This window comes from Thermoanaerobaculia bacterium (assembly GCA_035717485.1).
Taxonomy (GTDB): Bacteria; Acidobacteriota; Thermoanaerobaculia; order UBA5066; family DATFVB01; genus DATFVB01.
Genome location: DASTIQ010000071.1, coordinates 17,126 through 37,541 on the forward strand (window position 1 = coordinate 17,126; position 20,416 = coordinate 37,541).

Sequence of the window (20,416 nt, forward strand, 5' to 3'; positions counted from 1 at the left end):
GGCGGCGTCGATCAGTCGCGCGACGCGATCCCGGCCGCGATCACCGCGATCGCGGCCGCGCCGATCACCCATTTCCACGCCGACCGCCGGCGGTGCGGCCTGCCGGCGACCAGCGGAACGCCGTACTCCTTTGCGAGGTGCACGCCGCGCTCCGCGGCGAGCGCCAGGAGGGCGGCCGCGTGCCGTTTCGCGTCGTCCAGGAGCTGTTCTCCGCGCGACACCGCCTCCTCCCGGAGAACTCCCCAGGACTCGGCGAAGTCCTCGTTTCCATCCTTCAGCGATTTCGACGCTTCGCTCAGGACCGCCTGCCAGGTGTTCATCGTGGCCTCCCCGGTCGCAACCGGCTTCTATCCTACTCCGGCCGGGCAGGGAGCAAAAAGAGCGCCACGGGAGCGGGCGCGTCGGCTGCTCCCCCGCCCCCGGGGCGCCCCTCGCCCGATTCGATCGGGATCAAGACCGGGCCGGGGGTTCTCCGGCGCCGAGGACGGCGTCCAGGACGGAGATCGGGATCGCGCGCTCGGCCGCGGCCGCATCGGCGAGATCGACGGAATCGACCGCGAGCGCGACGAAATCCGTTCCCCTCCGGATCGCGACGGCGGCCTGCCGCGTCGACGGGTCTCGTCGGCCGGGGTCGACCAGCGCGAGGCGGCCCCGGGGCATCACGAGCTCACCCTCCCGAACCTCGCGGACGGGGGCGACGAAGCCGACTCGCTCCGCCGGAATGAAGTATTCGGTCCCGTCGACGCGAACGACGAGGCCGGCGGCGCTCACGCGTCGGCCAGGCGGAACCGCGAGATCTCCCGCTCGAGCGCGTCGATCTCGGTCTGGAGCTCCTCGACCGCCGCGCTCACCGCGGACGCGGTCTGCGTGTTCTCTCCGCTCTGGCGGCGGACGCCCGAGATCAGCTCCACGAGACGGGCCGATTCGGCCTTCTGGCGCTCCGTCGAGGAAAGGACCTCGCGGATCCGCGCGAGCGTGCTCTCCGCCGCCTGCGCGATCGAGTCGCCGGCATTCTTCTGCTCGCGAAGAGCTCCCTTGATCGACGCGGAGCGTTCCCGCATCGACGCCACCGCGTTCTCGACGTGCCGCCCTCCCGCCTTCTGCTGGGAGATCGCGGACGCGATCTGCCCGATCTGCTCGCGGACCCGGTCGATCGCGGTCGCGACGCGGTGCGAGCCGTCGCTCTGTTCCGCCGTCGCGCGCGCGATCTCGGCGGCGGCCTCGCTCGCCTGCCGCGACCGCTCGAGAATCTTCCCGAGGCGCTCGCCGGCGCTCTGGGAGCGCGCGGATCCGTCCTCCACGCGGCGGACCAGCTCCTTGGTCGAATCGGAGAGAACCGAGACCTCGTTCTGCATTCCGGAGAGCAGCTCGCCGATCTCCGACGCCCCGGCGGAGGCGCGCTCCGAGAGCGCGCGGATCTCGGCGGCGACGACCGCGAAACCCTTGCCCTCCTCGCCCGCCTGCGCCGCGAGGATCGCGGCGTTCAAGGCCAGGAGATGGGTCTCCCCCGCCACTTCCTCGATCATCCGGACGATCTTCCCCACTTCGCGGGACCGTTCGCCGAGGGTCGTCATCCGCGCGGAGTCGGCCCGGACCGCCTCGCGGACGGCCGACATCGCGGAGACCGTCTGCATCACCGCCTCCTGTCCCCCCTGCGCGTCGTGGGCCGCGCCCTCGGAGAGCTGGGCGCTCTTGCGGGCGCTCTCGCGAACCTGCCGGATCGAGGCGTCGATCAGCGTCATCGACGCCGCCGTCTCCCCGGCGAAGGCGCTCAGGCTCTCGACCGACTGATCGATCGACGCGATCGACTGGGCCATCTCCACCGCCGCCGTCGAGGTTTCTTCGATCGACGCGTGCAGGGCGTCCATGTGCTGGGAGACCTCCTCCAGGGACGCGGCCATCTCGAGGATCGACGAACCGGTCTCCTCCGCGGAGGCGGAGAGGTCCTCCATCCGCTCCCCGATCACGCGCGTGTCGCCGTCCGACTTCTCGATCGAGGCCGAGGCCTGGTCGACGATCTCGTTCTGCGCCTCGGCGCGGACCGCGACCGCCTGCGAATCGCGGCGGATCCCGCCGGCCACCTCGCGCACACGGCGCTGGCCCGAGAGGATCTTCCGGGCGATTCCGGCGAGCCCCTCCGCCATCGTGTTGAAGGATGCGGCGAGCACTCCGATCTCGTTTCGGTGCGGCGTCTCGATCCGACGGCTGAGATCCCCCGAAGCCAGATGCTCGGCCGACCGGGCGATCAGCGTGAGGGGCCGGATCATCACGCGGGTCGCGACGACGATCGCCGCGACGCCGACGGCGAGCACGAGGAGCGTGAGGAGGATCCCTCCTCCCCAGAGCGTCCGTTTCACCTCGTTCCAGTCGTGGGAGTTCAGGACGACCCGCAGCGTGCCCACGATCGCCGTCCGCCGGAAGTTGTCCGCTTCGCCGCGATCCACCCCGGCCGCGACCAGAGCGTCGGTGCCGATGCGCCCGAGCTCGCCCCGGCTCGTCACGCCGAGGCGATCGAGCACCCGCGCGGCGGTCGGCGTGTCCGCGACCGGCGCCGAGAACAGGAACTCTCCTTCGGGGAGTCTTCCCGGCCGGACGAGCGCGGCCGGCCGCCGGGCGGGATCGCTCTGGCCGAGGAGCTTCCCGTCGGCGTCGAGGAACTCCGCGTAGTCGACCGCCGGGTTCAGGAGGAGCGACTGGGCGATGTCGCGCAGATTCGCTTCGAGCCGGAAGTCGAGGTAGTAGCCGCTGCCGGCGGCGGCGGTCTTCACGAGCGAGGTCCCCTCGCGCCGAAGCCGCCCGAGAAAGGCGCGCCGCGCGATGAGGTTGAAGAAGACCAGGTAGGCGATCGCGGAGAGGAAGAGGAGGAGCGTCACTCCCGCGACGAGCTCCGTCGTCATCGACGCGCTCCGGCCGCGGCGGGCGAACGGGTCGACCGGGCTCACGCGGAGCGCTTCCGGGCGGCCCGGTTCGGGCGGTCGCGGCGAAGCCGCCGGATCGGCGAGAGTCGGTTCACGGTCATTTCGCCCGGGCTCTTGGGGCCGAGGATATCAGAGTTCGACGCGCGCCCCCTGGAGGTCGGGGGACGCCGCGAAGAGCGCGCCGCCCGGAATTTCGCCGAGCGCCCGGGCGATCCGCTCGCGCGCCGTTTCGGGCCCGAGGACGATCATCACGCCGCCGCCCCCCGCGCCGCACGCCTTGGCTCCCCAGGCCCCCGCGGCCGCCGCGCGGCGTTCCGCCTCCTCGAGGAGCGGGGTCGAAACGCGCGGAGAGAGGCGCTTCCGGAACGACCATTCCCTTCCGAGCGCCCGCCCCATCGCCTCCGGGTCTCCGGCGTCGAGCGCGGCGGCCATCTCGTCGGCGGCGTCGCGGATGCCGGCGAGAAGACCCGTCACCTCGGGATCACCGTCGATCCGGGCCTTGTAGATTTCCCAGTTGTTGAGGCCGGAGGAGTGCGGTCGTCCCGAGTCGAAGAGGACGAGGGACCGCGCGAAGCGGCCGACGTCGGCGGGAACGCTCCGCATCGATCGCGAGCCCGGGCCGTACCGGATCGCGTGGAAACCGCCGCGGAGCGCGGGGACGTAGTCCTGGGTCCCCGCCGGCCGGCCCAGCACCCGGGTCTCCACGTCGCGGCAAAGATCGATCGCCCGCTCCGCCTCGAGCTCGGCGCCGGCGAGCGCGCCGAGCGCGGAGACGGCGGCGACGAGGAGCGCCGACGAGCCGCCCAGCCCCGATCCGAACGGGACGGACGATTCCGTCTCGATCCGGATTCCGTCCGACATTCCGAGGGCGAGCGCCGCCTCGGCCGAGAGCGCCGCCGCGGAACCGCGCGCGTCCGCGGCGGAGGCGAACCGTTCCTCGGTGCCCAGGTCGCGCGACACGACCTCGAAACCCGAGGCGACCCGCGAGACGCGGACGCGCGCCCGTCGGTCGATCGCGAGATTGACGGTGATCGCGGGAGAGTGGAAGAGATAGAGCGGCCAGAGATCGAGAGTGCCGCCGGCGAGATCGATGCGCGCCGGCGCGGAAACGCAAACGCTCAGCGGATGCTCTCGGCGGCGACGAGGTGGCTCGCGGGGAAGAACTCGCCGGTCATCGCGACGTCCCCCTCCGGGAAAGAATCGGGGCACGCTTCGCGATTGAGGAGGATCCAGACCTGGCCGTCCTCGGCGCGGAACGCCGCGAGGTGCGGTGAACCCTTCGTCTCGGGAATCGCGAGCTTCGGCTGGAGCGCGCAGCGAAGGCAGAAAATTTTGCCCCGGACGACCCGTTCCACCGGCTGCTCGGCGAGCACCGGCGCTCCCGGAGCGGGCTTCGTCAGCGAATCGGCGACGACGGGAATGACCAGGAGACAAAGGGCGGTCGCGCCGACGACCGGACGCCAGACACGCCGCCATGCCCGCGCCGGTCCCCTGCGCTGGGCGATCCTCTTCCGAAGCTCGACGGGGGCGCAGTCGCGGGGACTGCGATCCTTGAGGAGCGACCGGATCCGCCGGAAGCTCTCCAGGCGGAGCGCGCAGCGCTCGCAGCGCGCGAGATGCCCGGCGACCTCGAAGCGGTCACACTCCGAGAGCTCGCCGTCCAGGTAGGCATTCAGGAAAAATCGGGTTCTCGCGCAGTCCATATTCGATGAGAATCTCGCGGCGCCCGCGTCGCGACATTCTCCCTCAACAACCCGGAAAAATGGAGGGGTATTCCGCCGGGAGGGCGGGAATCCGCTGCCGGCAGGCTGCTTCCGGGCGCTACTTCCGGCTTTTGAGCCTCGTCCGGGCAGGGGTGGCGCCGCGCATGTAACCGTGCGTCCGGGCGAACCGCAATAGAGCTTTTTCCAGGAGCTTCCGTCCCCGGTAGAGCCGCGACATGACGGTTCCGACGGGGCATTCCAGGATCTCGGCGATCTCCTTGTACGAGAAGTCCTCGAGGTCCGCGAGGATCACCACCATCCGGTAGTCGGCGGGCAGCCCCTCGAGCGCCTTTTTGACGCCCTCGTCCATGACGCTCGCCAGGTACCGGGACTCCGGGTCCCGCGGCTGTTCGTCGGGATCGTGGCGAACGATCTTCTCGAACGAGTCCTCGATGTCGGAGAACTCGACGCTTCTCGGCTCCAGCTTCTTCTTCCGGTAATTATTGATGAAAGTGTTCTTCAAGATCTTGAAAAGCCAAGCCTTGAGGTTCGTGCCTTCCTCGAACTTGTCGTAGTACTTGTACGCCTTGAAGAACGTCTCCTGGACGAGATCTTCGGCATCCTGGGAGTTGCCGGTCATCCGGTACGCCGTGTTGTAGAGCGAATCGACATAGGGCATCGTCTGGGAATCGAAATCCCAGGCGGTCGTCTCGAGCTTCGGAACGTCCCCTCTTGGCGAGTCAGAAGTTTTCACGAGATTCAACATGTTTTCCTCCAAACCCTGACCGGATCCTGGTGCAAGCGCCCTGCCCGGGAGCATCTCCCGAGGCCACCGCGGCCCCTCTCTTTTTAATCAATCAGTTAGGCGTTCTTCCGGGCCTCACCTGTATTACGAAAAACAGGGAAAAAACGTTTCACCGAAACTTTCGGCGACAAAAAGTCATCCGGAAGGGACAAGAAGGCGCTCTCTCCGGCGGGCAAAGAAAAGCCCCCGCCGCGGCGGGGGCGAGCTCCCGGGCGCCCCCTCTCCGCGTGGAGAGGGGGGTGGGGGTCTACCGGCCCTGGATGGTGAAAGCGATCACGAGCGCGTAGATGACGAGCGACTCGATGAGCGCCAGGCCGAGGATCGCCATCGTCCGGATCGCACCCGCGGCGCCCGGATTTCGAGCCATGCCCTCGCACGCGGCCGCCGTGGCCTTGCCCTGGGCGAACGCGCCGGCCGCCGCCGCGACGGCGATGGCGAACGCGGCACCGACGACACCCCACTTGACTCCACCGGTCTCCGGCGCGGTCCCCTGCGCGAACGCGGGCGCCGCGGTGAGCGCCATCGTCGTCAGGATTCCGTAGAAAGCCTTTTTCGACATCGAACGAATCTCCTTTCTCTCCCTGTTTTCCCCGCGCGGGGCGTTTTCAATGTTCCTCGTGGGCGACCGCGCCCGCGATGTAGATCGTCGAGAGGATCACGAAGATGAAGGTCTGGAGGAGCGCGCCGATCAGCCCGAGCAGCATCATGGGCCAGGGAACGATGATCGGAACCATCCCGAAGAAGATTCCCGTCGCGAGGTGCTCGCCGCCGATGTTGCCGACCAGACGCAGCGAGAGCGAACCGATCCGGACGAACACGCTGACCATTTCGATGATGAACAGCACGGGACCGAGGGCGAGAATCGGCCCCATGAAGTGCCGGAGATACCCGCCCAGGCCGTGCTCGCGGATGCCCTGCGTGTTGAAATAGACGAACGACGTGATCGCGAGCGCGAGCGTCGTCTGGAAGGAGCCGGTGGGAGGCGTGAGGAAGAAAAAGAACCCCATCAGGTTCGAGATCAGGATGAAATAGGTGAACGCTCCGAGAAGGGGCAGATACCTCTTCGCCGCTCCGTGCCCCACGATGTCGTCGATGAGGTCGCGGAGCGCGAGGATGATCATCTCGTTCAGATTCTGGAACCATCCCGGACTCTTCTTGCGAAACCTGCGGCTGGCCAGCGGCAGGACCAGCGCGAGCGCGGCGAAGAGGAGGAACGCCATGATCACGTTGTCCTGGAGCCAGATCCTGCCGCCGTCCGGAAAGAGGAAAGTGCGCCAGCCCGGCGAAAGCCGGTCGACCGGCGGCGCGCCGAGCAGGGAAACGAGGAGCCGGTTCACCGGCCCGTACAGAAACGAGTGCTCCATCAGACGTCGCCTTTGAAGTTCACGCTCTTCGCGCCTCGGTCACTTCGGAATCTCCCCTTTCGATTCGCGAGGCCGCAGCCCCCGGATTCCCTCCCAGCCGATCGCCAGGACGATCACCGAAAGCCCCGCGAGGCCCGCGAGGATATCGAATTCCTTCCACCTCAGGACCAGGGTCAGCAGCAGGAGGATTCCGAGAAACCCCATCGCCGGAACGGCCACGTCCGAGAATCGCATTCCGGTTCTGGGGGCGAGGAACCCTCCCATCACCTTTTCCAGAACGAAAAAGTTGAATATAACGATGGCCGCTCCGATCGTCAAGGAGACGCCGGCGCGCGGCCCGAACGCGGCGAACGCGCCGGCCGCGCCGATTCCGGAGAGCAGCAACGCCGTCCGTTTGACCCGCCGGAGCACCGAATCCGCGGCCGTCACGAAGGCCCCCGGCGGTCTTCCTCGTCGGCCTCGCGCGAGATCTTGAACAGGTTCCAGAATCCGGCCGCGATCCCGAGGGCACCGCCCGCATACGAGCCCCAGGGAGCCCATCCGAACAGACGGTCCGCGCCCTTTCCGAGAAAGTATCCGGCGACGATGCACGCGGGGAAAGCGATCCCGAGCGTGATCGCGTCGGCGGCGGCGCGGAAACGGGGCGTCGGGCTCATGTGCGGATTCTTTCACTGTCCGCATGGTCGCTGCGGCGATTCATCCGGCTGACCGGCCCACGGCCCTAATACACGGCGATATTCGCGGCGCCGCGCGTCAGGCGCGAGCGAGACGGGAGGCGGGTCGCCCGGCCCGCGGCCGAGCCGTACCGGCGGCGGCGTACGGCGAGCGCCGCGGGCGGGCGCACGCGCCCGCATTCGCTCGATGCATGGCGCGCCGCCGATCCTAGAGGCCGCAGCGCTGAATGATCGCGATGAACGGCTGGGGGGCGAGGCCGATCACCATCGTCATCACGGCGCACACGCCCGCGGACAGGGTCACCCCGGGCGAGCTCCGGAGCGGCGCCGGCTCCCCTTCCGCGAGGTACATCGCCATCACGATGCGGAAGTAATAGAAGAGCGACACGGCGGACGCGAGCACCGCGAGGACGGCGAGACCCGGGTATCCGGCGTTGACCGCCACGGCGAAGAGGTAGTACTTCCCGATGAACCCGCCGGTCGTCGGAATTCCCGCCAGCGACAGGAGGAAGATCAGCATCACGCCCGCGAGGAGCGGATTTCGGCGCGCGAGGCCCTTCCAGTCGTCGATCGATTCCCCTGCATAGCCCCGCGACTCGAGGAAGATGACGAGCGCGAACGCGCCGAAGTTCATGAAGGTGTACACGAGGAGGTAGATCTGGATCGCCGCGACGCCGCCGTGCTCGAAGCCGAGCACGCCGAGGAGCGCATAGCCGGCGTTGGCGATCGAGGAGTAGGCGAGGAGCCGCTTGACGTTCGTCTGGAGCAGCGCCGCGACGTTCCCCACGACCAGCGTCGCCGCGGCCGAAATCGCGACGACGAGCTTCCAGTCCGTGGCGAAGTGCGGCAGCGCCACGTAGAAGATCCGCGCGAGGATCGCGTACGCGCCCGCCTTGGGTCCGACCGACAGGAACGCCGTGATCGGCGTCGGCGCGCCCTCGTACACGTCCGGCGCCCAGACGTGGAAGGGCACCGCGGCGATCTTGAACAGGATCCCGAAGAGGAGCAGGAGCACGCCGATCGTGAGGATCCGGTTCGCCGGCGCCGCCGAAAACGCGGTCGCGAGGTCCAGGAGCCCCATCTTTCCCGAGAACCCGTACAGGAGCGAGATCCCGTAAAGGAGGACGCCGGAAGAGAAGGCGCCGAGGATGAAGTACTTCGTCGCCGCCTCCGTCGATTTCACCTGGTCCTTGAAGTAGCCGGCGAGCACGTACGAGGAGAGCGCCATCAGCTCGAGGCTGACGTAGATCGACGCCAGGCTGTCCCCCGACGCCATGAACATCGTTCCGACGGTCGCGAAGAGCACGAGGCCGTAGTACTCCCCCGCCGGATACGTCGCCTCTCCGACGAACCGCACGGACGAGAGGATCGTGAGCGCGGCGGAAAGCAGCACGAGGAGCTTGAAGAAGATCGAGAAGTTGTCGGCGACGAACATCCCGCCGAGGATGGGCGCGGAGCGGGACGGATCCTTCCAGAGCACCGCGAGCAGGCCCGCGGTCCCGACGACTCCGGCGAGCGCCACCGCGGCGAGCATCTTCTCCCGCGCCTTCGACGTGAAGACCGCCAGGCAGAGGATGAGCGAAGCGACCGCCGAGAGCAGCAGCTCCGGCGACAGCAGCAGCCAGTCGTGGGGACGGATCGTCATCGGACGGCCGCCGCCGCTTTCCGAGTTGCCGGCGAGGCGACGAGGACCGTTGCCGGCGAGGCGGCGAGGGCCGCCGCCGGCGAGGCGGCGGCAGATGCTGCCGGCGAGGCCAGCGACGCCGTCTGCGCGGCGGGCTTCGAGGCGCCGTCGATCGCGGCGACGATCCGGTCGACGGGCCGGGCGATCACGTCGAAGAACGGCTGCGGGTAGAGGCCGATCCAGAGCGCGCAGGCCACGAGCGGGATCAGCGTCCACTGTTCGCGGGCGTTCATGTCCGGGAGCTTCTGGTTGGCGGGGTTCGAGAGCTCGCCGAAGAAGACCCGCTGGTACAGCCACAGCAGGTACGCCGCCCCGAGGACGACGCCCCAGAGCGCCCAGAACGCGAACCAGGGGTTGCGGAGGTAGGCGCCGTTCAGGATCGTGAACTCTCCGACGAAACCGTTCAGCAGCGGGAGCCCCATCGACGACATCGCCATGACGAGGAAGAAGACCGCGTAGATCGGCATCTGCTTCGCGAGGCCGCCGTACTCCGCGATCATGCGCGTGTGCCGGCGCTCGTAGACGATGCCGACGAGGAGGAAGAGCGCGCCGGTCGAGATGCCGTGATTGATCATCTGGAGGATCCCGCCCCGCAGGCCCGCGGGATTGAGCGCGAAGACGCCGAGCATCACGAAACCGAGGTGCGACACCGACGAGTACGCGACGAGCTTTTTCATGTCCTTCTGGACCAGGGAAACCATCGCGCCGTAGATGATCCCGATGATCGAGATCGCGATCATCAGGATCGCCACCCAGTGAGTCGTGATCGCGCCGGGGAACATGGGGAGCGAGAAGCGGACGAACCCGTACGTCCCCATCTTCAGCAGGACGCCCGCGAGGATCACGGAGCCGGCCGTCGGCGCCTCCACGTGGGCGTCGGGGAGCCACGTGTGGAAGGGGAACATCGGCACCTTGATCGCGAATCCGAAGAAGAACGCGAAGAAGAGGAGGATCTGGAAGTAGACGGGCATCGACGGCGTGAGCGCCGTCAGCGTCGGAATGTCGAACGTCGGAGCGTTCCCGAGCCCTTTCATTCCGAGGACGCCGGTCGTGTTGTAGAAGTAGACGGCGATGATCCCGAGGAGCATCAGCACGGAGCCCGCGAGCGTGTACAGGAAGAACTTGATCGCGGCATAGAGCTTCCGGGGCCCGCCCCAGATGCCGATCAGGAAATACATCGGGACGAGCATCACTTCCCAGAAGACGTAGAAGAGGAAGAAGTCGAGCGTCATGAACGTCCCGAGCATCCCCGTCTGCAGCAGGAGGAGGAAGACGTAGTACTCCTTCTGCCGCTCGTGGATGGCCGTGAACGACGAGTAGACGGAGATGAACCCGAGGAGCGTCGTCAGCAGGATCAGCAGAAGGGAGATCCCGTCGATTCCGAAGTGGTATTTCACCCCCAGCGAAGGGATCCAGCTCGCGATCTCCTGGAACTGGAATCCGTCCTTCCCGCGGTCGAACCAGAACCAGAGCGGGAGGGAGATCACGAAGTCGAGGCCGGCGACGACGGTCGCCCAGAGCCGGATCGCCGAGGTCTTCTCCTTCGGGACGGCGAAGATCAGGAGGAGCGCCCCCGCGAGCGGGACGTAGGCGACGATCGACAGGATGTGCTGCTGAAAGAATGCCATGCGTCAGTTCCTTCTCAACGCCAGATCAGGTACGCCGCGACGAGGAGGAGGAAACCTCCCCCCATCACGAACGCGTAGTTCTGCACGCGCCCCGTCTGCGCGCGCCGGAGCCCGCGGTAACCGGCCTGGAGCGTGCCGGCGACGCCGTTGACCATCCCGTCCACGACGTACTGGTCGAAGATCGAGGAGATCCAGGAGAGCGCCATCACGACGTTGCGGACGCCGTGGACGAAGAAGCCGTCGACGACCCGCGCGTCGAAGTCCCACAGGAACCGCCCGCCGCCCTTCCCGAGCCCCTCGACGAAGAGCGCGTCGTACGCCTCGTCGACGTAGTACTTGTTGAACACGATCCGGTACGCCGCGGGGAACCGCTCCGCGAGCCGCCGCGGCCGCTCGAAGGCGCTCTCCCCCGTGTAGAAGCGCCACGCGATTCCGATCCCGATCACGGCGACGGTGACCGAGAAGACCATGAGCGCGGCTTCGGTGCCGTGCGACAGGTGCGCCTCGACCGCCTCGCCCGGAATCTCGAGGAAGATCGGCGACAGCCAGCGCGCGAGCGCGTGGGGAACGCCCACGATCCCGGAGAGCACCTCGGGGAGCCCGACGAAGCCGGCGAGGACCGCGCCGACGGCGAGGATCCGGAGGGGCCACGTCATCGTGCCCGGGGATTCGTGCAGATGGTGCCTCTGCTCCTCCGTTCCCCGGAACGTCCCGGTGAACGTCATGAAGTAGCTGCGGAACATGTAGAAGGCGGTCATCACCGCCGCGACGATCGCGATCCCCCACAGGAAGACGCGGTGGTGGCCGAACGTCTCGCCGAGGATCTCGTCCTTCGAGAAGAATCCGGCGAAGGGGAAGATGCCCGCGATCGCCAGCGTCGAGACGAGGTACGTCCAGCGCGTGGTCGGCAACGCCTCCTTCAGCCCGCCCATCTTCCGCATGTCCTGCTCCCCCGCCATCGCGTGGATCACGGAGCCCGATCCGAGGAAGAGACACGCCTTGAAGAACGCGTGGGTGAAGACGTGGAAGATGCCGCCGACGAACGCGCCGACGCCGCATCCGAGGAACATGTAGCCGAGCTGGGAGATCGTCGAGTAGGCCAGCACTTTCTTGATGTCGTTCTGGACGAGCGCCATCGACGCGGCGAGGATCGCCGTGACGCAGCCGACGATCGCGACGACGTTCATCGCCGCGGGCGCAATCCGGAAGAGCACGTTGCACCGGACGACCATGTAGATGCCGGCCGTGACCATCGTCGCCGCGTGGATCAGGGCGGACACGGGCGTCGGCCCCGCCATCGCGTCCGGCAGCCAGACGTAGAGGGGCACCTGCGCGGACTTCCCCATCGCCCCGACGAAGAGGCAGAGGCAGATCACGGTCGCCCAGGGCGCGAACCGCTCGGGATGCGCCGCGGCCGCCGGGAAGACGCTCCCGAAATCGAGCGAGCCGAAGATCGCGAAGATCCCGAAGATCCCGAGCGCGAAACCGAGATCGCCGATGCGGTTCACGACGAAGGCCTTCTTCCCCGCGTCGGCGGCGAAGTCTTTCTCGTAGTAGTAGCCGATGAGCAGGTAGGAACAGAGTCCCACGCCCTCCCACCCGGTGAACATCACGACGAAGTTCGCGCCGAGCACGAGGAGGAGCATCGAGAACATGAACAGGTTCAGGTACGCGAAGAAGCGGCCGAAGCCCTCCTCGTGCCCCATGTACCCGACCGAATAGACGTGGATGAGGAAGCCGACGAAGGTGACGAAGGAGATCATCAGCGCCGAGAGCGGATCGAGCCGGAAGGCCCAGTCGACCGAGAACGCGGCCGTTCCCCCTCCCCGCAGCGCGTTGACCCCCTGCGGGATCCACGTCGCGATCCTCACGACGTGCGCGTGGGCGAGACCTTCCGTCTTCACCCAGTCCAGGATCGCCGCGAACGCGAGGAGGCACGAGAGGCCCGTCGTCGCGAGCGAGACGAACACGTGCGCGCCCTTGAACGGAACGTGCGGGTGCTGGTCGACGTGCGCCGACGGCGCGGACGCGTGCGGCGGGGCGTCGTCGCCCGTTGCCGGAGACGGCGCCGCTTTCGCTTCCGTCGAGTGCGCCTCGTGGCCGTGCTGCGGCTCGCCGTGCGTGCGATGCGAAACGAGATAGAGGATCCCGTTGACGAGGACCCCGGCGAGCGGGAGGACCGGGATCAGCCAGAGCAGGTCGCGCACCGCGTCAGCCCTCCATCGTGTCGGCTTCGTCGACGTTCAACGTCTTCCGCTGCCGGTAGAGGGAGATGATGATCGCGAGGCCGATCGCCGCCTCGCCCGCCGCGATCGTGATCACGAAGACGGAGAAGATCTGCCCGGTCAGGTCGCTGAGCCGTCTCGAGAACGCGATCAGGTTCAGGTTCACCGCGTTCAGCATCAGCTCGATCGACATCAGGACCGTCAGGAAATTCCGCCGCACGAGCACTCCCACGAACCCGATCGTGAAGATCAGGAACGACAGAGCGAGGTAGTCGTTGATCGTGACGTTCATCGGCGAATCCTCCCGGCCCCCATCAGTCCATCTTCTCGACGGACCGGCGCCCGAGCACGACCGCGCCGACGATCGCGACCAGGAGGAACACGGAGGCGATCTCGAACGGCAGGAGGTACTCGCGGTAGAGGCCCCAGGCGACCGCCTGGCTGTTGCCGAGGACCCGTCCCGCGACCGTGCGGAACGCGTCGGGGGAGAACGGCGCCGCTCCGCCGATCGGGTCGAGCACGAGCTGCGCGTCGAAGAGGACGTTCAGGACGAATCCGAGGACGACCGCGGCGACGATCTGCTTCTGGTAGGGCTCCGTCTGCGGCAGCCGCTGGACGTTGACGAGCATGATCACGAAGAGGAAGAGCACCATGATCCCGCCCGCGTAGACGAGGATCTGGACGGCGCCCACGAACTCGGCGCTCTCGAGGAAGAAGATCCCGGCGACCATCAGGAAGGTCGCCAGGAGGAAGAGCGCCGAATGGATCGGGTTCCGGGCGAGCACCACCGAGATCGCGCAAACGACCGCGACGAGGGCGAAGATCGCGAAGATCCCGCCGGAGAGCCCGGTGAGGAGCGCGTCGGTCACTTCTTCACTTCCCCTGCTCGGTGATCGTGAACGGCTTCACGTTCTCGTCCCACTCGGTGAGCTTGTCGATTCCCAGGTAGAGCGCCTCGTTCCGCTCGTACGTCGCGAGCTCGTACGTCTTCGTCGTGAGCCAGATCGACTTGGGAACGGTGGGGCAGGCTTCCTCGCAGAGCTGGCAGAACATGCAGCGCTTGAGATCCACGTCGAACCGGTCGAGCACCTTGACCGATTTCCCCGCCTCGTTCTTCTCGTTGTGCCAGTCGATGTAGATGATGTTGATCGGGCATTCGATCGCGCACAGCGTGCACTTGATGCACCGCTCCTCGTCGAGGCGGAACATGCCGCGGAATCGGTCGGAGGGCTCCTTCTTCTCCTCGGGGTACTGGATCGTCGTCTTCTTCGTGACGAGATGCCGCCCCGTGACGCCGAGCCCGTCGAAGAGGTCGAGGAGAGTGAGCCGGTCGAGCCATTTCTTGAGCTTCACGGGCGGGCCTCCGCCACGGCGAGCTTTCGCCGGAGCTTCGCGAGCAGGAAGAGGACGACGAAGAACGCGGTGAACACCCCGCCCAGAACCCGCAGTCCGCGGCCGTGGACGGTGTCGGCGAGCACGCAGCCGGCGACGACCATGATGTTGACCAGCGCCATCGGGATCAGCCATTTCCATCCGAGGTTCATCAGCTGGTCGAAGCGGTAGCGCGGGAAGGTCGAGCGGAACCAGATGTAGCAGAAGATGAAGAAGCCGACCTTCAGGAGGAACCAGACGATCCCCGGCACCGCTCGCAGACCCGGGAGGAGATGCGGGAACGGCGGGAGCCATCCCCCGAAGAACAGCGTGACGGCGACCGAGGACACCACGATCATGGCCGTGTACTCGCCGAGGAAATAGAACGCGAACTTGATCCCGGAATACTCCGTGTTGAAGCCGGAGACGAGCTCGGACTCCGCCTCCGGCAGGTCGAACGGATTGCGGTTCGTCTCCGCGACGCCCGAGACGAAGTAGAGGAAGAAGGAGAGGAGTCCCGGAAAGACGAACCAGAGGTGCAGCCGGTCCTGCACGCGAACGATCTCGACGAGGGAGAGCGACCGCGACATGAGGAGCACGGCGACGATCGCGAGGCCCATCGGAACCTCGTAGGAAACGAGCTGCGCGGCGGAGCGGAGTCCGCCGAGGAGCGAGAACTTGTTGTTGGACGCCCAGCCTCCGAGGATGATCCCGTACACCCCGATCGAGGTGATCCCGAGGAGGAAGAGGAGCCCGACGTTCACGTCGGCGACCCAGAGCGGCGTCTCGACCCCGGCGATCCGGATGCTCTCGCCGAACGGGATGAGGGCGAGCGCGGTCAGGGCCGGGATGACCGAGAGCACCGGCCCGAGGAAATGGCTCACTTTCTCGGCGCGGGTCGGCGTCAGGTCTTCCTTCGTCACGAGCTTCAGCAGGTCGGCGAGCCCCTGGAGGAGACCCTGCGGGCCGACGCGGTTGGGCCCGAGCCGCCCCTGCATGAATCCCATGATCCGGCGCTCCGCGTACACGATCACGAATCCGACGATCGCCGGCACGACGAGGACGATCAGGAGGATCTTCACCGCCGTGAGAACGGTCTGGAGAGTGGCCGGGCTCACCGGTCCACCTCTCCGAGCACGATGTCCACCGTTCCGATCAGCGCGACGAGGTCGGAGACGAGATGGCCGCGCGCGAGGCGCGGAAGCGCCTGCAGGTTGATGAGCGACGGAGGCCGCACGTGCAGCCGGTAGGGCTTGTTCGTCCCGTTCGAGACGAGGTAGAAGCCGATCTCTCCCTTCGGGGATTCGATGGAGGCGTACACCTCTTCGGCGACCGGCTTGATGACGCGCGGGACCTTTCCCTTGATCTCGCCCGGCTCGAGACGGTCGAGGCACTGCCGGATGATCTTCGCCGACTGCCGCATCTCGGCGATGCGCACGAGGTAGCGGTCGTACGTGTCCCCGTTCTTCCCGGTGGGCACGACGAAGTCGAGCTCGTCGTAGCACTCGTAGGGCTGCGCCCGCCGGAGGTCCCATTCCACGCCCGAGCCGCGGATCACCGGGCCGGTGAGGCCCCACTCGATGCATTCCTCGGCCGAGATCACGCCGATCCCGACGGTCCGCTTCTTCCAGATCCGGTTGTCCGTGAGCAGGGTCTCGTAATCGTCGATCTTGCCCGGGAAGTCGTCGATGAACGCTCCGACGGCCTCGACCCAGCCGGGCGTGAGATCGAACGGCAGGCCGCCGATGCGCATTCAGTTGAGCGTCAGGCGCGCGCCGCAGTACTCCTCGAAGAAGTCGAGGATCTGCTCCCGCTCGCGGAAGCAGTACCAGAACGGCGTCACCGCGCCGAGGTCGATTCCCGAAGTGCCCAGCCAAACGAGATGCGAGGAGAGCCGCTGCAGCTCGTCCAGGATCACGCGGATCAGCTGGGCTCGCCGGGGCACCTCGACGCCGAGGAGCTTTTCGACCGTCAGGCAGTACGCGTGGTTGCTCGTCGCCGCCGCGACGTAGTCCATGCGGTCGGTGTGCGGGATGGCCATCGGGTAGGTCTCGGTCTCGAAGAGCTTCTCGGTCCCGCGGTGGAGATAGCCGATGTCCGGGATCGCGTCGACGATCTTCTCGCCGTCGACTTTCAGCACGATCCGGAGCACGCCGTGCGTCGACGGGTGCTGCGGCCCGAAGTTGAGCTCCATCTCGGTGACGTCGAAGAGCGTCTTCGGCGCCGCCACCGTGCGCGCGGGAGGATGGTGCAGCCCGGCGGCCGCCTTCGCGCGGGCGGCGAAGTAATCGGCTTCGTCCTGCTCGGGGGTCCGGCTCATCCGTTCATTTCGCGCGTCTTTTCGACGCGACGGCTCCGTTCGCGCGCTTCCACGAGCCTCCCATCGGGTCCGTCGCTCACGAAAGCACTTTCCGATTCGGGTCGTCGGGCGCGGGACCGGCGCCGGCCGGCCATTCCTCCGGGTAGATCGCGGCCCCCGTGTCGATCCCCTCGACCGGGAAGTCCTTGCGCAGCGGATGTCCTTCGAAGCCGTCCCAGGTGACGAGCCGGCGCAGGTCCGGGTGCCCCGAGAACCGGATGCCGAAGAGATCCCACACCTCGCGCTCCGACCAGTTCGCGGCGAGGAAGGTCGTCGCGATCGACGGGACCTCCTCCCCCTCGGCGCACCCGAGCTTCACCCGGATGCGGTCGTTCTTCGAGAAGGAATAGAAGTGGTACACGACGTCGAACCGCGGCTGGCGGTCGCGCCAGTCGACGGCCGTCACGTCGACGCAGTATTTGAAGTCCTGGACGTCCTTGAGATGCCGCGCGACGTCGACGATCTTCTCCCGCGGGACCGTGACCGTCACCTGTCGCGCGAATTCCTTCGCGGCGACCACCGCGCCCGGAACCGCCTGCGCGAGCGCGGCGACCCAGGGGTGCCCCGAAGCGTCGGTCGCGGCCGGTTTCGGCGCGGGCTTCTCGGCCATGTCAGGACGCCTTGCGGATGACCTTCATCCGGTCGATCTTCTTCTGGAGCTGGATGATTCCGTAAAGCAGCGCCTCCGGCCGGGGAGGGCAGCCGGGGACGTAAACGTCGACCGGAACGATCCGGTCCACGCCCTGGGTGACCGCGTACGTCCGGTACGGTCCGCCGCACGTCGCGCAGGAGCCCATGGCGATCACCCACTTCGGGTCGGGCATCTGGTCGTAGAGGCGTTTGACGACCGGCGCCATCTTCTCGACGACCGTTCCGGCGACGATCATGAGATCCGACTGCCGCGGCGTTCCGCGGAACACTTCCGCGCCGAAGCGCGCGAGATCGTGCCGCGCGTCCATGACCGCCATCATCTCGATCGCGCAGCAGGCGAGCCCGAACTGCATCGGCCAGATCGCGCTCCGCCGCGCCCAGTTGATGACCGAATCGACGGTGGTGGTGAGAACGTTTTCTTCGAACCGGTTGGCGAGGAGGCTCATGCGGCGGCGTCCCTCATGCCCACTGGAGCGCGCCGCGCTTCCAGGCGTAGAAGTAGCCGACGACGAGGATCGCCAGGAACACGAGCATCTCGACGAACCCGAAGATCGCGAGCTTGTCGAGGAGGATCGCCCACGGGAAGAGGAAGATCGTCTCGACGTCGAAGACGACGAAGAGGACGGCGATCAGGAAATACCTCGCGGAAAATCGGTAATCGAAGGCGGTCGTCGGGGCTTCGATGCCGCATTCGTACGGCTCTCCCTTGGCGGGATTCGGGACGCCGTGCTGGAGGAGCCTCGCGACGACGATCGTCCCGATCGGCAGCGCTGCCGCGAGGATCGCGAACACCAGGATGAAGAAATACGATTCCATGCGAGCCCCGGGATTCTCTCGATTCAGGTGCGGGATGTCAATGTGAAGGAGTTCACAAGCGGGCCGATCCCCTTTGACTGCAGAAGAACGGAAAGATCGTCGCCGATTCCTTCCGGATCGAAGAGGCGGAGCGCTTCGAGGCGCCGGCCGCCGGCGTCTTCGAAGAGGCCCGCGCGCATGAGGAACTCGGATTGGCGCATCCGCGCCTCGGTCGCGAATCCTTCCGCCTCCCCCGCCCGGACGAGATCGTCCCAGTTCACGTGGGCGGTCAGGTCGACCTCGCCGGGACGTTCGAGCGGATCGCCGCCGCGGCGTCCCCGCGAATGCACAGCGAGCGTCCCCCCCGGCCGCGCCGCGGAATGGTAGAGAACCGGCGCGCGATGCCCGTAATCGAACGCGACGAGCCGGCCGCGGGAAACGAGGCGGGCGAGCGAGCGATGCAGCGGCGCCGCCGCGAGATTGATCTCGGCCACCTGCCCTTCGGCGAGCTCGATCGCGAACCGCGCGAGATATTCGCCGAGCTCGACCGGCGCCGGGCCCCCCGTCCACGCGAACGCGAAGCCGCCCGGGGACGTCGTGACGCCCAGCTCGACGAGCCTCCCTTCCGAGCGCCGTACCCGGTGGACGGGGAGCGCGTCGTAGAGCTCGTTCGAGAAGACCCATCCCTCGAACGGCTCGCTTTCCCACTCGCGGGGATCCGCCGCCACGCGCTCGGCGGCCCCCGCGGCCGCGATCGCCTCGCGCCCCGCCGCGGCACGCTCGATCGCGCGCAGCCGCGTCCGGCGCGACACCGCGGGAGCGACCTCGTCGAGCGCCGACCGAAAATCCCGCAGGAACGTCCCCGCGCCCGCCGCCGCCTCGCAGAAGACGATCTCGCCCGGCAACGCGAGCGCGTCCCGCGCGAAGACGCGGGCGACGGCCCGCGCGAAGAGGGGCGAGATCGTCGGCGACGTGACGAAATCGCCCCCGTCGCCGATCGCCGCCCGGCGCGCGTAGTACCCCTCGTCCGGGTCGTAGAGCGCGGCCTCCATGAAGTCGCGGAAAGAGATCGATCCCTCTCGCCCGATGCGGTCGATCAATCGGCGGGCGAGCGGAGAAACGCCGCTCAACCGGTCAGGGCGCCGGGGCGCGCGGCGCGGGCACGCGTTCCACGCGATAGACGAGGCCCAGCCCCGGGGTTCCCTTCGCCGCGAGCGCGTCGCGCGCGGCCTGCGCTTCTTCGCGGGAACCGTAGTCGCCGAGCATCACCCGATACCAGAGACCCGGCGCGCCGAGATTGATCCCGATCACGCGCAGCGGGCGGGCGAGGACCTTCGAGAGGCGCCCCGCATCGCGTTCCGCGTTCTCCCGGCGCTGGTAGGAAGAGAAGTGGATCATCCAGACGGGAGCTCCCGTCCAGTCCGGCGAGACCATCGTCGAGCCGCGGGATTCGGGAATCGCGGGAACCGGGGCGGCGGGGGGAGCCGCCGGAGAGGACCGGAGGGCTTCCGGCGTCGTCCGCGCGCCGGATCCGGACGAGCCCCCGTCCGAAGCCGGGACCACGGCCCCGCCCGATACCGGGACCGGGACGCCGGGCGCGGCCGGCCGGCCGTCCTCCGACGTCGCGCCGGCGGGCGGGACCGGCGGAACCCGCCGGGTCTTCGCGAAGAACCAGACGCCACCGGCGATCGCGACCACGAGGAGGAACGCGACGAGCTTCCCGCCGCGCGGCGCTGCCGCCGGCCGATCCACGGTTTCGAACGCGATCTCCTCGTCGCCCTCTTCCTCCGCCGCCTCCGGCTCCTCCGGGGGGGGAACCGAGCCCGCCGAAGGATGGAGGACGACGCGGCCCTCCCGTTCGGCCGGAAAAACCTCGAGGCCCGGCGCCGCGTCCGGTTCGCTTCCGAAAGGATCGTCCGGCCCGGCGGAAAAGGCGGTCTCGACGAGCGCCTCCTCCGGGAAGGGCGCATCCTCGTTCCACCCGCGCGACGCAATCCGTTCGCCGCCCATGTCCGCCGGAAGGAGGCGCACCGCGCGCTCCGCGAGCTCGGAGAGGGGGGCGGGTGCGAAACCGGTCCGCGTCAGCCGCAGCTCTTCGGCGCAGACCTGCTGGGCCGCCCGGAAGACCTCGCCGCGCCGCTCCGGCGCGATCCCGAGGCCCCGGACGATCGACTCGACGACTTCGGTGACCGTCGGAACTTTCCGGCGGTCCCGCGGACCGGGCTCCGGCAAGGGCTCC

The 20,416-nt window shown here is 67.8% G+C and carries 22 protein-coding genes and 1 pseudogene; all 23 read right to left on the minus strand.

Going from position 1 to position 20,416, the window contains the following annotated elements:
• Window positions 1-11: 11 nt before the first annotated feature.
• Entirely contained in the window at window positions 12-320 is a 309-nt protein-coding gene (locus VFS34_03690) for a hypothetical protein (GenBank protein HET9793542.1), read from the minus strand.
• 130 nt (window positions 321-450) lie between these two features.
• Window positions 451-771: a hypothetical protein gene (locus VFS34_03695; GenBank protein ID HET9793543.1), complete on the minus strand. Its 321-nt coding sequence runs from the start codon at window positions 769-771 to the stop codon at window positions 451-453.
• Window positions 768-2,942, minus strand: a complete 2,175-nt coding sequence (locus VFS34_03700; GenBank protein HET9793544.1) for a HAMP domain-containing methyl-accepting chemotaxis protein — start codon at window positions 2,940-2,942, stop codon at window positions 768-770. The genes VFS34_03695 and VFS34_03700 overlap by 4 nt, the downstream gene beginning before the upstream one ends.
• Window positions 2,943-3,047: 105 nt before the next feature.
• Complete coding sequence (locus VFS34_03705; GenBank protein ID HET9793545.1) at window positions 3,048-4,127, minus strand: hypothetical protein; 1,080 nt, start codon at window positions 4,125-4,127, stop codon at window positions 3,048-3,050.
• Entirely contained in the window at window positions 4,037-4,621 is a 585-nt protein-coding gene (locus tag VFS34_03710; protein HET9793546.1) for a zf-HC2 domain-containing protein, read from the minus strand. Before VFS34_03710 ends, VFS34_03705 begins: the two co-directional genes overlap by 91 nt.
• Before the next feature lie 118 nt (window positions 4,622-4,739).
• Window positions 4,740-5,375, minus strand: a complete 636-nt coding sequence (locus tag VFS34_03715) for a sigma-70 family RNA polymerase sigma factor (GenBank protein ID HET9793547.1) — start codon at window positions 5,373-5,375, stop codon at window positions 4,740-4,742.
• Window positions 5,376-5,673: 298 nt separating this feature from the next.
• Window positions 5,674-5,985 (minus strand): ATP synthase F0 subunit C, encoded by a 312-nt coding sequence (locus tag VFS34_03720; GenBank protein ID HET9793548.1) that lies wholly within the window; start codon window positions 5,983-5,985, stop codon window positions 5,674-5,676.
• A gap of 46 nt (window positions 5,986-6,031) precedes the next feature.
• Window positions 6,032-6,790: a F0F1 ATP synthase subunit A gene (atpB, locus tag VFS34_03725; protein ID HET9793549.1), complete on the minus strand. Its 759-nt coding sequence runs from the start codon at window positions 6,788-6,790 to the stop codon at window positions 6,032-6,034.
• 39 nt (window positions 6,791-6,829) lie between these two features.
• Entirely contained in the window at window positions 6,830-7,219 is a 390-nt protein-coding gene (locus VFS34_03730) for a hypothetical protein (GenBank protein HET9793550.1), read from the minus strand.
• Entirely contained in the window at window positions 7,216-7,446 is a 231-nt protein-coding gene (locus tag VFS34_03735; protein HET9793551.1) for an AtpZ/AtpI family protein, read from the minus strand. The genes VFS34_03730 and VFS34_03735 overlap by 4 nt, the downstream gene beginning before the upstream one ends.
• A gap of 226 nt (window positions 7,447-7,672) precedes the next feature.
• Complete coding sequence (locus tag VFS34_03740; protein ID HET9793552.1) at window positions 7,673-9,109, minus strand: NADH-quinone oxidoreductase subunit N; 1,437 nt, start codon at window positions 9,107-9,109, stop codon at window positions 7,673-7,675.
• A complete protein-coding gene (locus tag VFS34_03745; protein ID HET9793553.1) occupies window positions 9,106-10,776 on the minus strand; it encodes an NADH-quinone oxidoreductase subunit M in 1,671 nt (556 codons plus the stop codon). Before VFS34_03745 ends, VFS34_03740 begins: the two co-directional genes overlap by 4 nt.
• A 14-nt stretch (window positions 10,777-10,790) precedes the next feature.
• Window positions 10,791-12,983, minus strand: a complete 2,193-nt coding sequence (nuoL, locus tag VFS34_03750; GenBank protein ID HET9793554.1) for an NADH-quinone oxidoreductase subunit L — start codon at window positions 12,981-12,983, stop codon at window positions 10,791-10,793.
• Between the two features lie 4 nt (window positions 12,984-12,987).
• Entirely contained in the window at window positions 12,988-13,293 is a 306-nt protein-coding gene (gene nuoK, locus VFS34_03755) for an NADH-quinone oxidoreductase subunit NuoK (protein ID HET9793555.1), read from the minus strand.
• 22 nt (window positions 13,294-13,315) lie between these two features.
• Window positions 13,316-13,870, minus strand: coding sequence for an NADH-quinone oxidoreductase subunit J (locus VFS34_03760; protein HET9793556.1), 555 nt, complete (start codon window positions 13,868-13,870; stop codon window positions 13,316-13,318).
• Window positions 13,871-13,874: 4 nt separating this feature from the next.
• The gene (locus VFS34_03765) at window positions 13,875-14,354 is read right to left on the minus strand and encodes an NADH-quinone oxidoreductase subunit I (GenBank protein ID HET9793557.1); all 480 of its coding nucleotides are present in this window, start codon (window positions 14,352-14,354) and stop codon (window positions 13,875-13,877) included.
• Window positions 14,351-15,490 carry an NADH-quinone oxidoreductase subunit NuoH gene (nuoH, locus tag VFS34_03770; protein HET9793558.1) on the minus strand — a complete coding sequence of 380 codons (1,140 nt, stop codon included), beginning with the start codon at window positions 15,488-15,490 and terminating at the stop codon, window positions 14,351-14,353. Before nuoH ends, VFS34_03765 begins: the two co-directional genes overlap by 4 nt.
• Window positions 15,487-16,566 (minus strand): annotated as a pseudogene (locus tag VFS34_03775) (NADH-quinone oxidoreductase subunit D). The gene nuoH and the pseudogene VFS34_03775 overlap by 4 nt, the downstream one beginning before the upstream one ends.
• 202 nt (window positions 16,567-16,768) lie before the next feature.
• On the minus strand, window positions 16,769-17,341 hold the full coding sequence (locus VFS34_03780) for an NADH-quinone oxidoreductase subunit C (protein ID HET9793559.1): 573 nt from the start codon (window positions 17,339-17,341) through the stop codon (window positions 16,769-16,771).
• 1 nt (window position 17,342) lies between these two features.
• Complete coding sequence (locus VFS34_03785; protein ID HET9793560.1) at window positions 17,343-17,828, minus strand: NADH-quinone oxidoreductase subunit B family protein; 486 nt, start codon at window positions 17,826-17,828, stop codon at window positions 17,343-17,345.
• A 13-nt stretch (window positions 17,829-17,841) separates the two neighbouring features.
• A complete protein-coding gene (gene ndhC / locus VFS34_03790; protein HET9793561.1) occupies window positions 17,842-18,198 on the minus strand; it encodes an NADH-quinone oxidoreductase subunit A in 357 nt (118 codons plus the stop codon).
• Window positions 18,199-18,221: 23 nt separating this feature from the next.
• On the minus strand, window positions 18,222-19,307 hold the full coding sequence (locus VFS34_03795; protein ID HET9793562.1) for an SAM-dependent methyltransferase: 1,086 nt from the start codon (window positions 19,305-19,307) through the stop codon (window positions 18,222-18,224).
• A gap of 4 nt (window positions 19,308-19,311) precedes the next feature.
• Window positions 19,312-20,409: an SPOR domain-containing protein gene (locus VFS34_03800; protein HET9793563.1), complete on the minus strand. Its 1,098-nt coding sequence runs from the start codon at window positions 20,407-20,409 to the stop codon at window positions 19,312-19,314.
• Window positions 20,410-20,416: the final 7 nt, after the last annotated feature.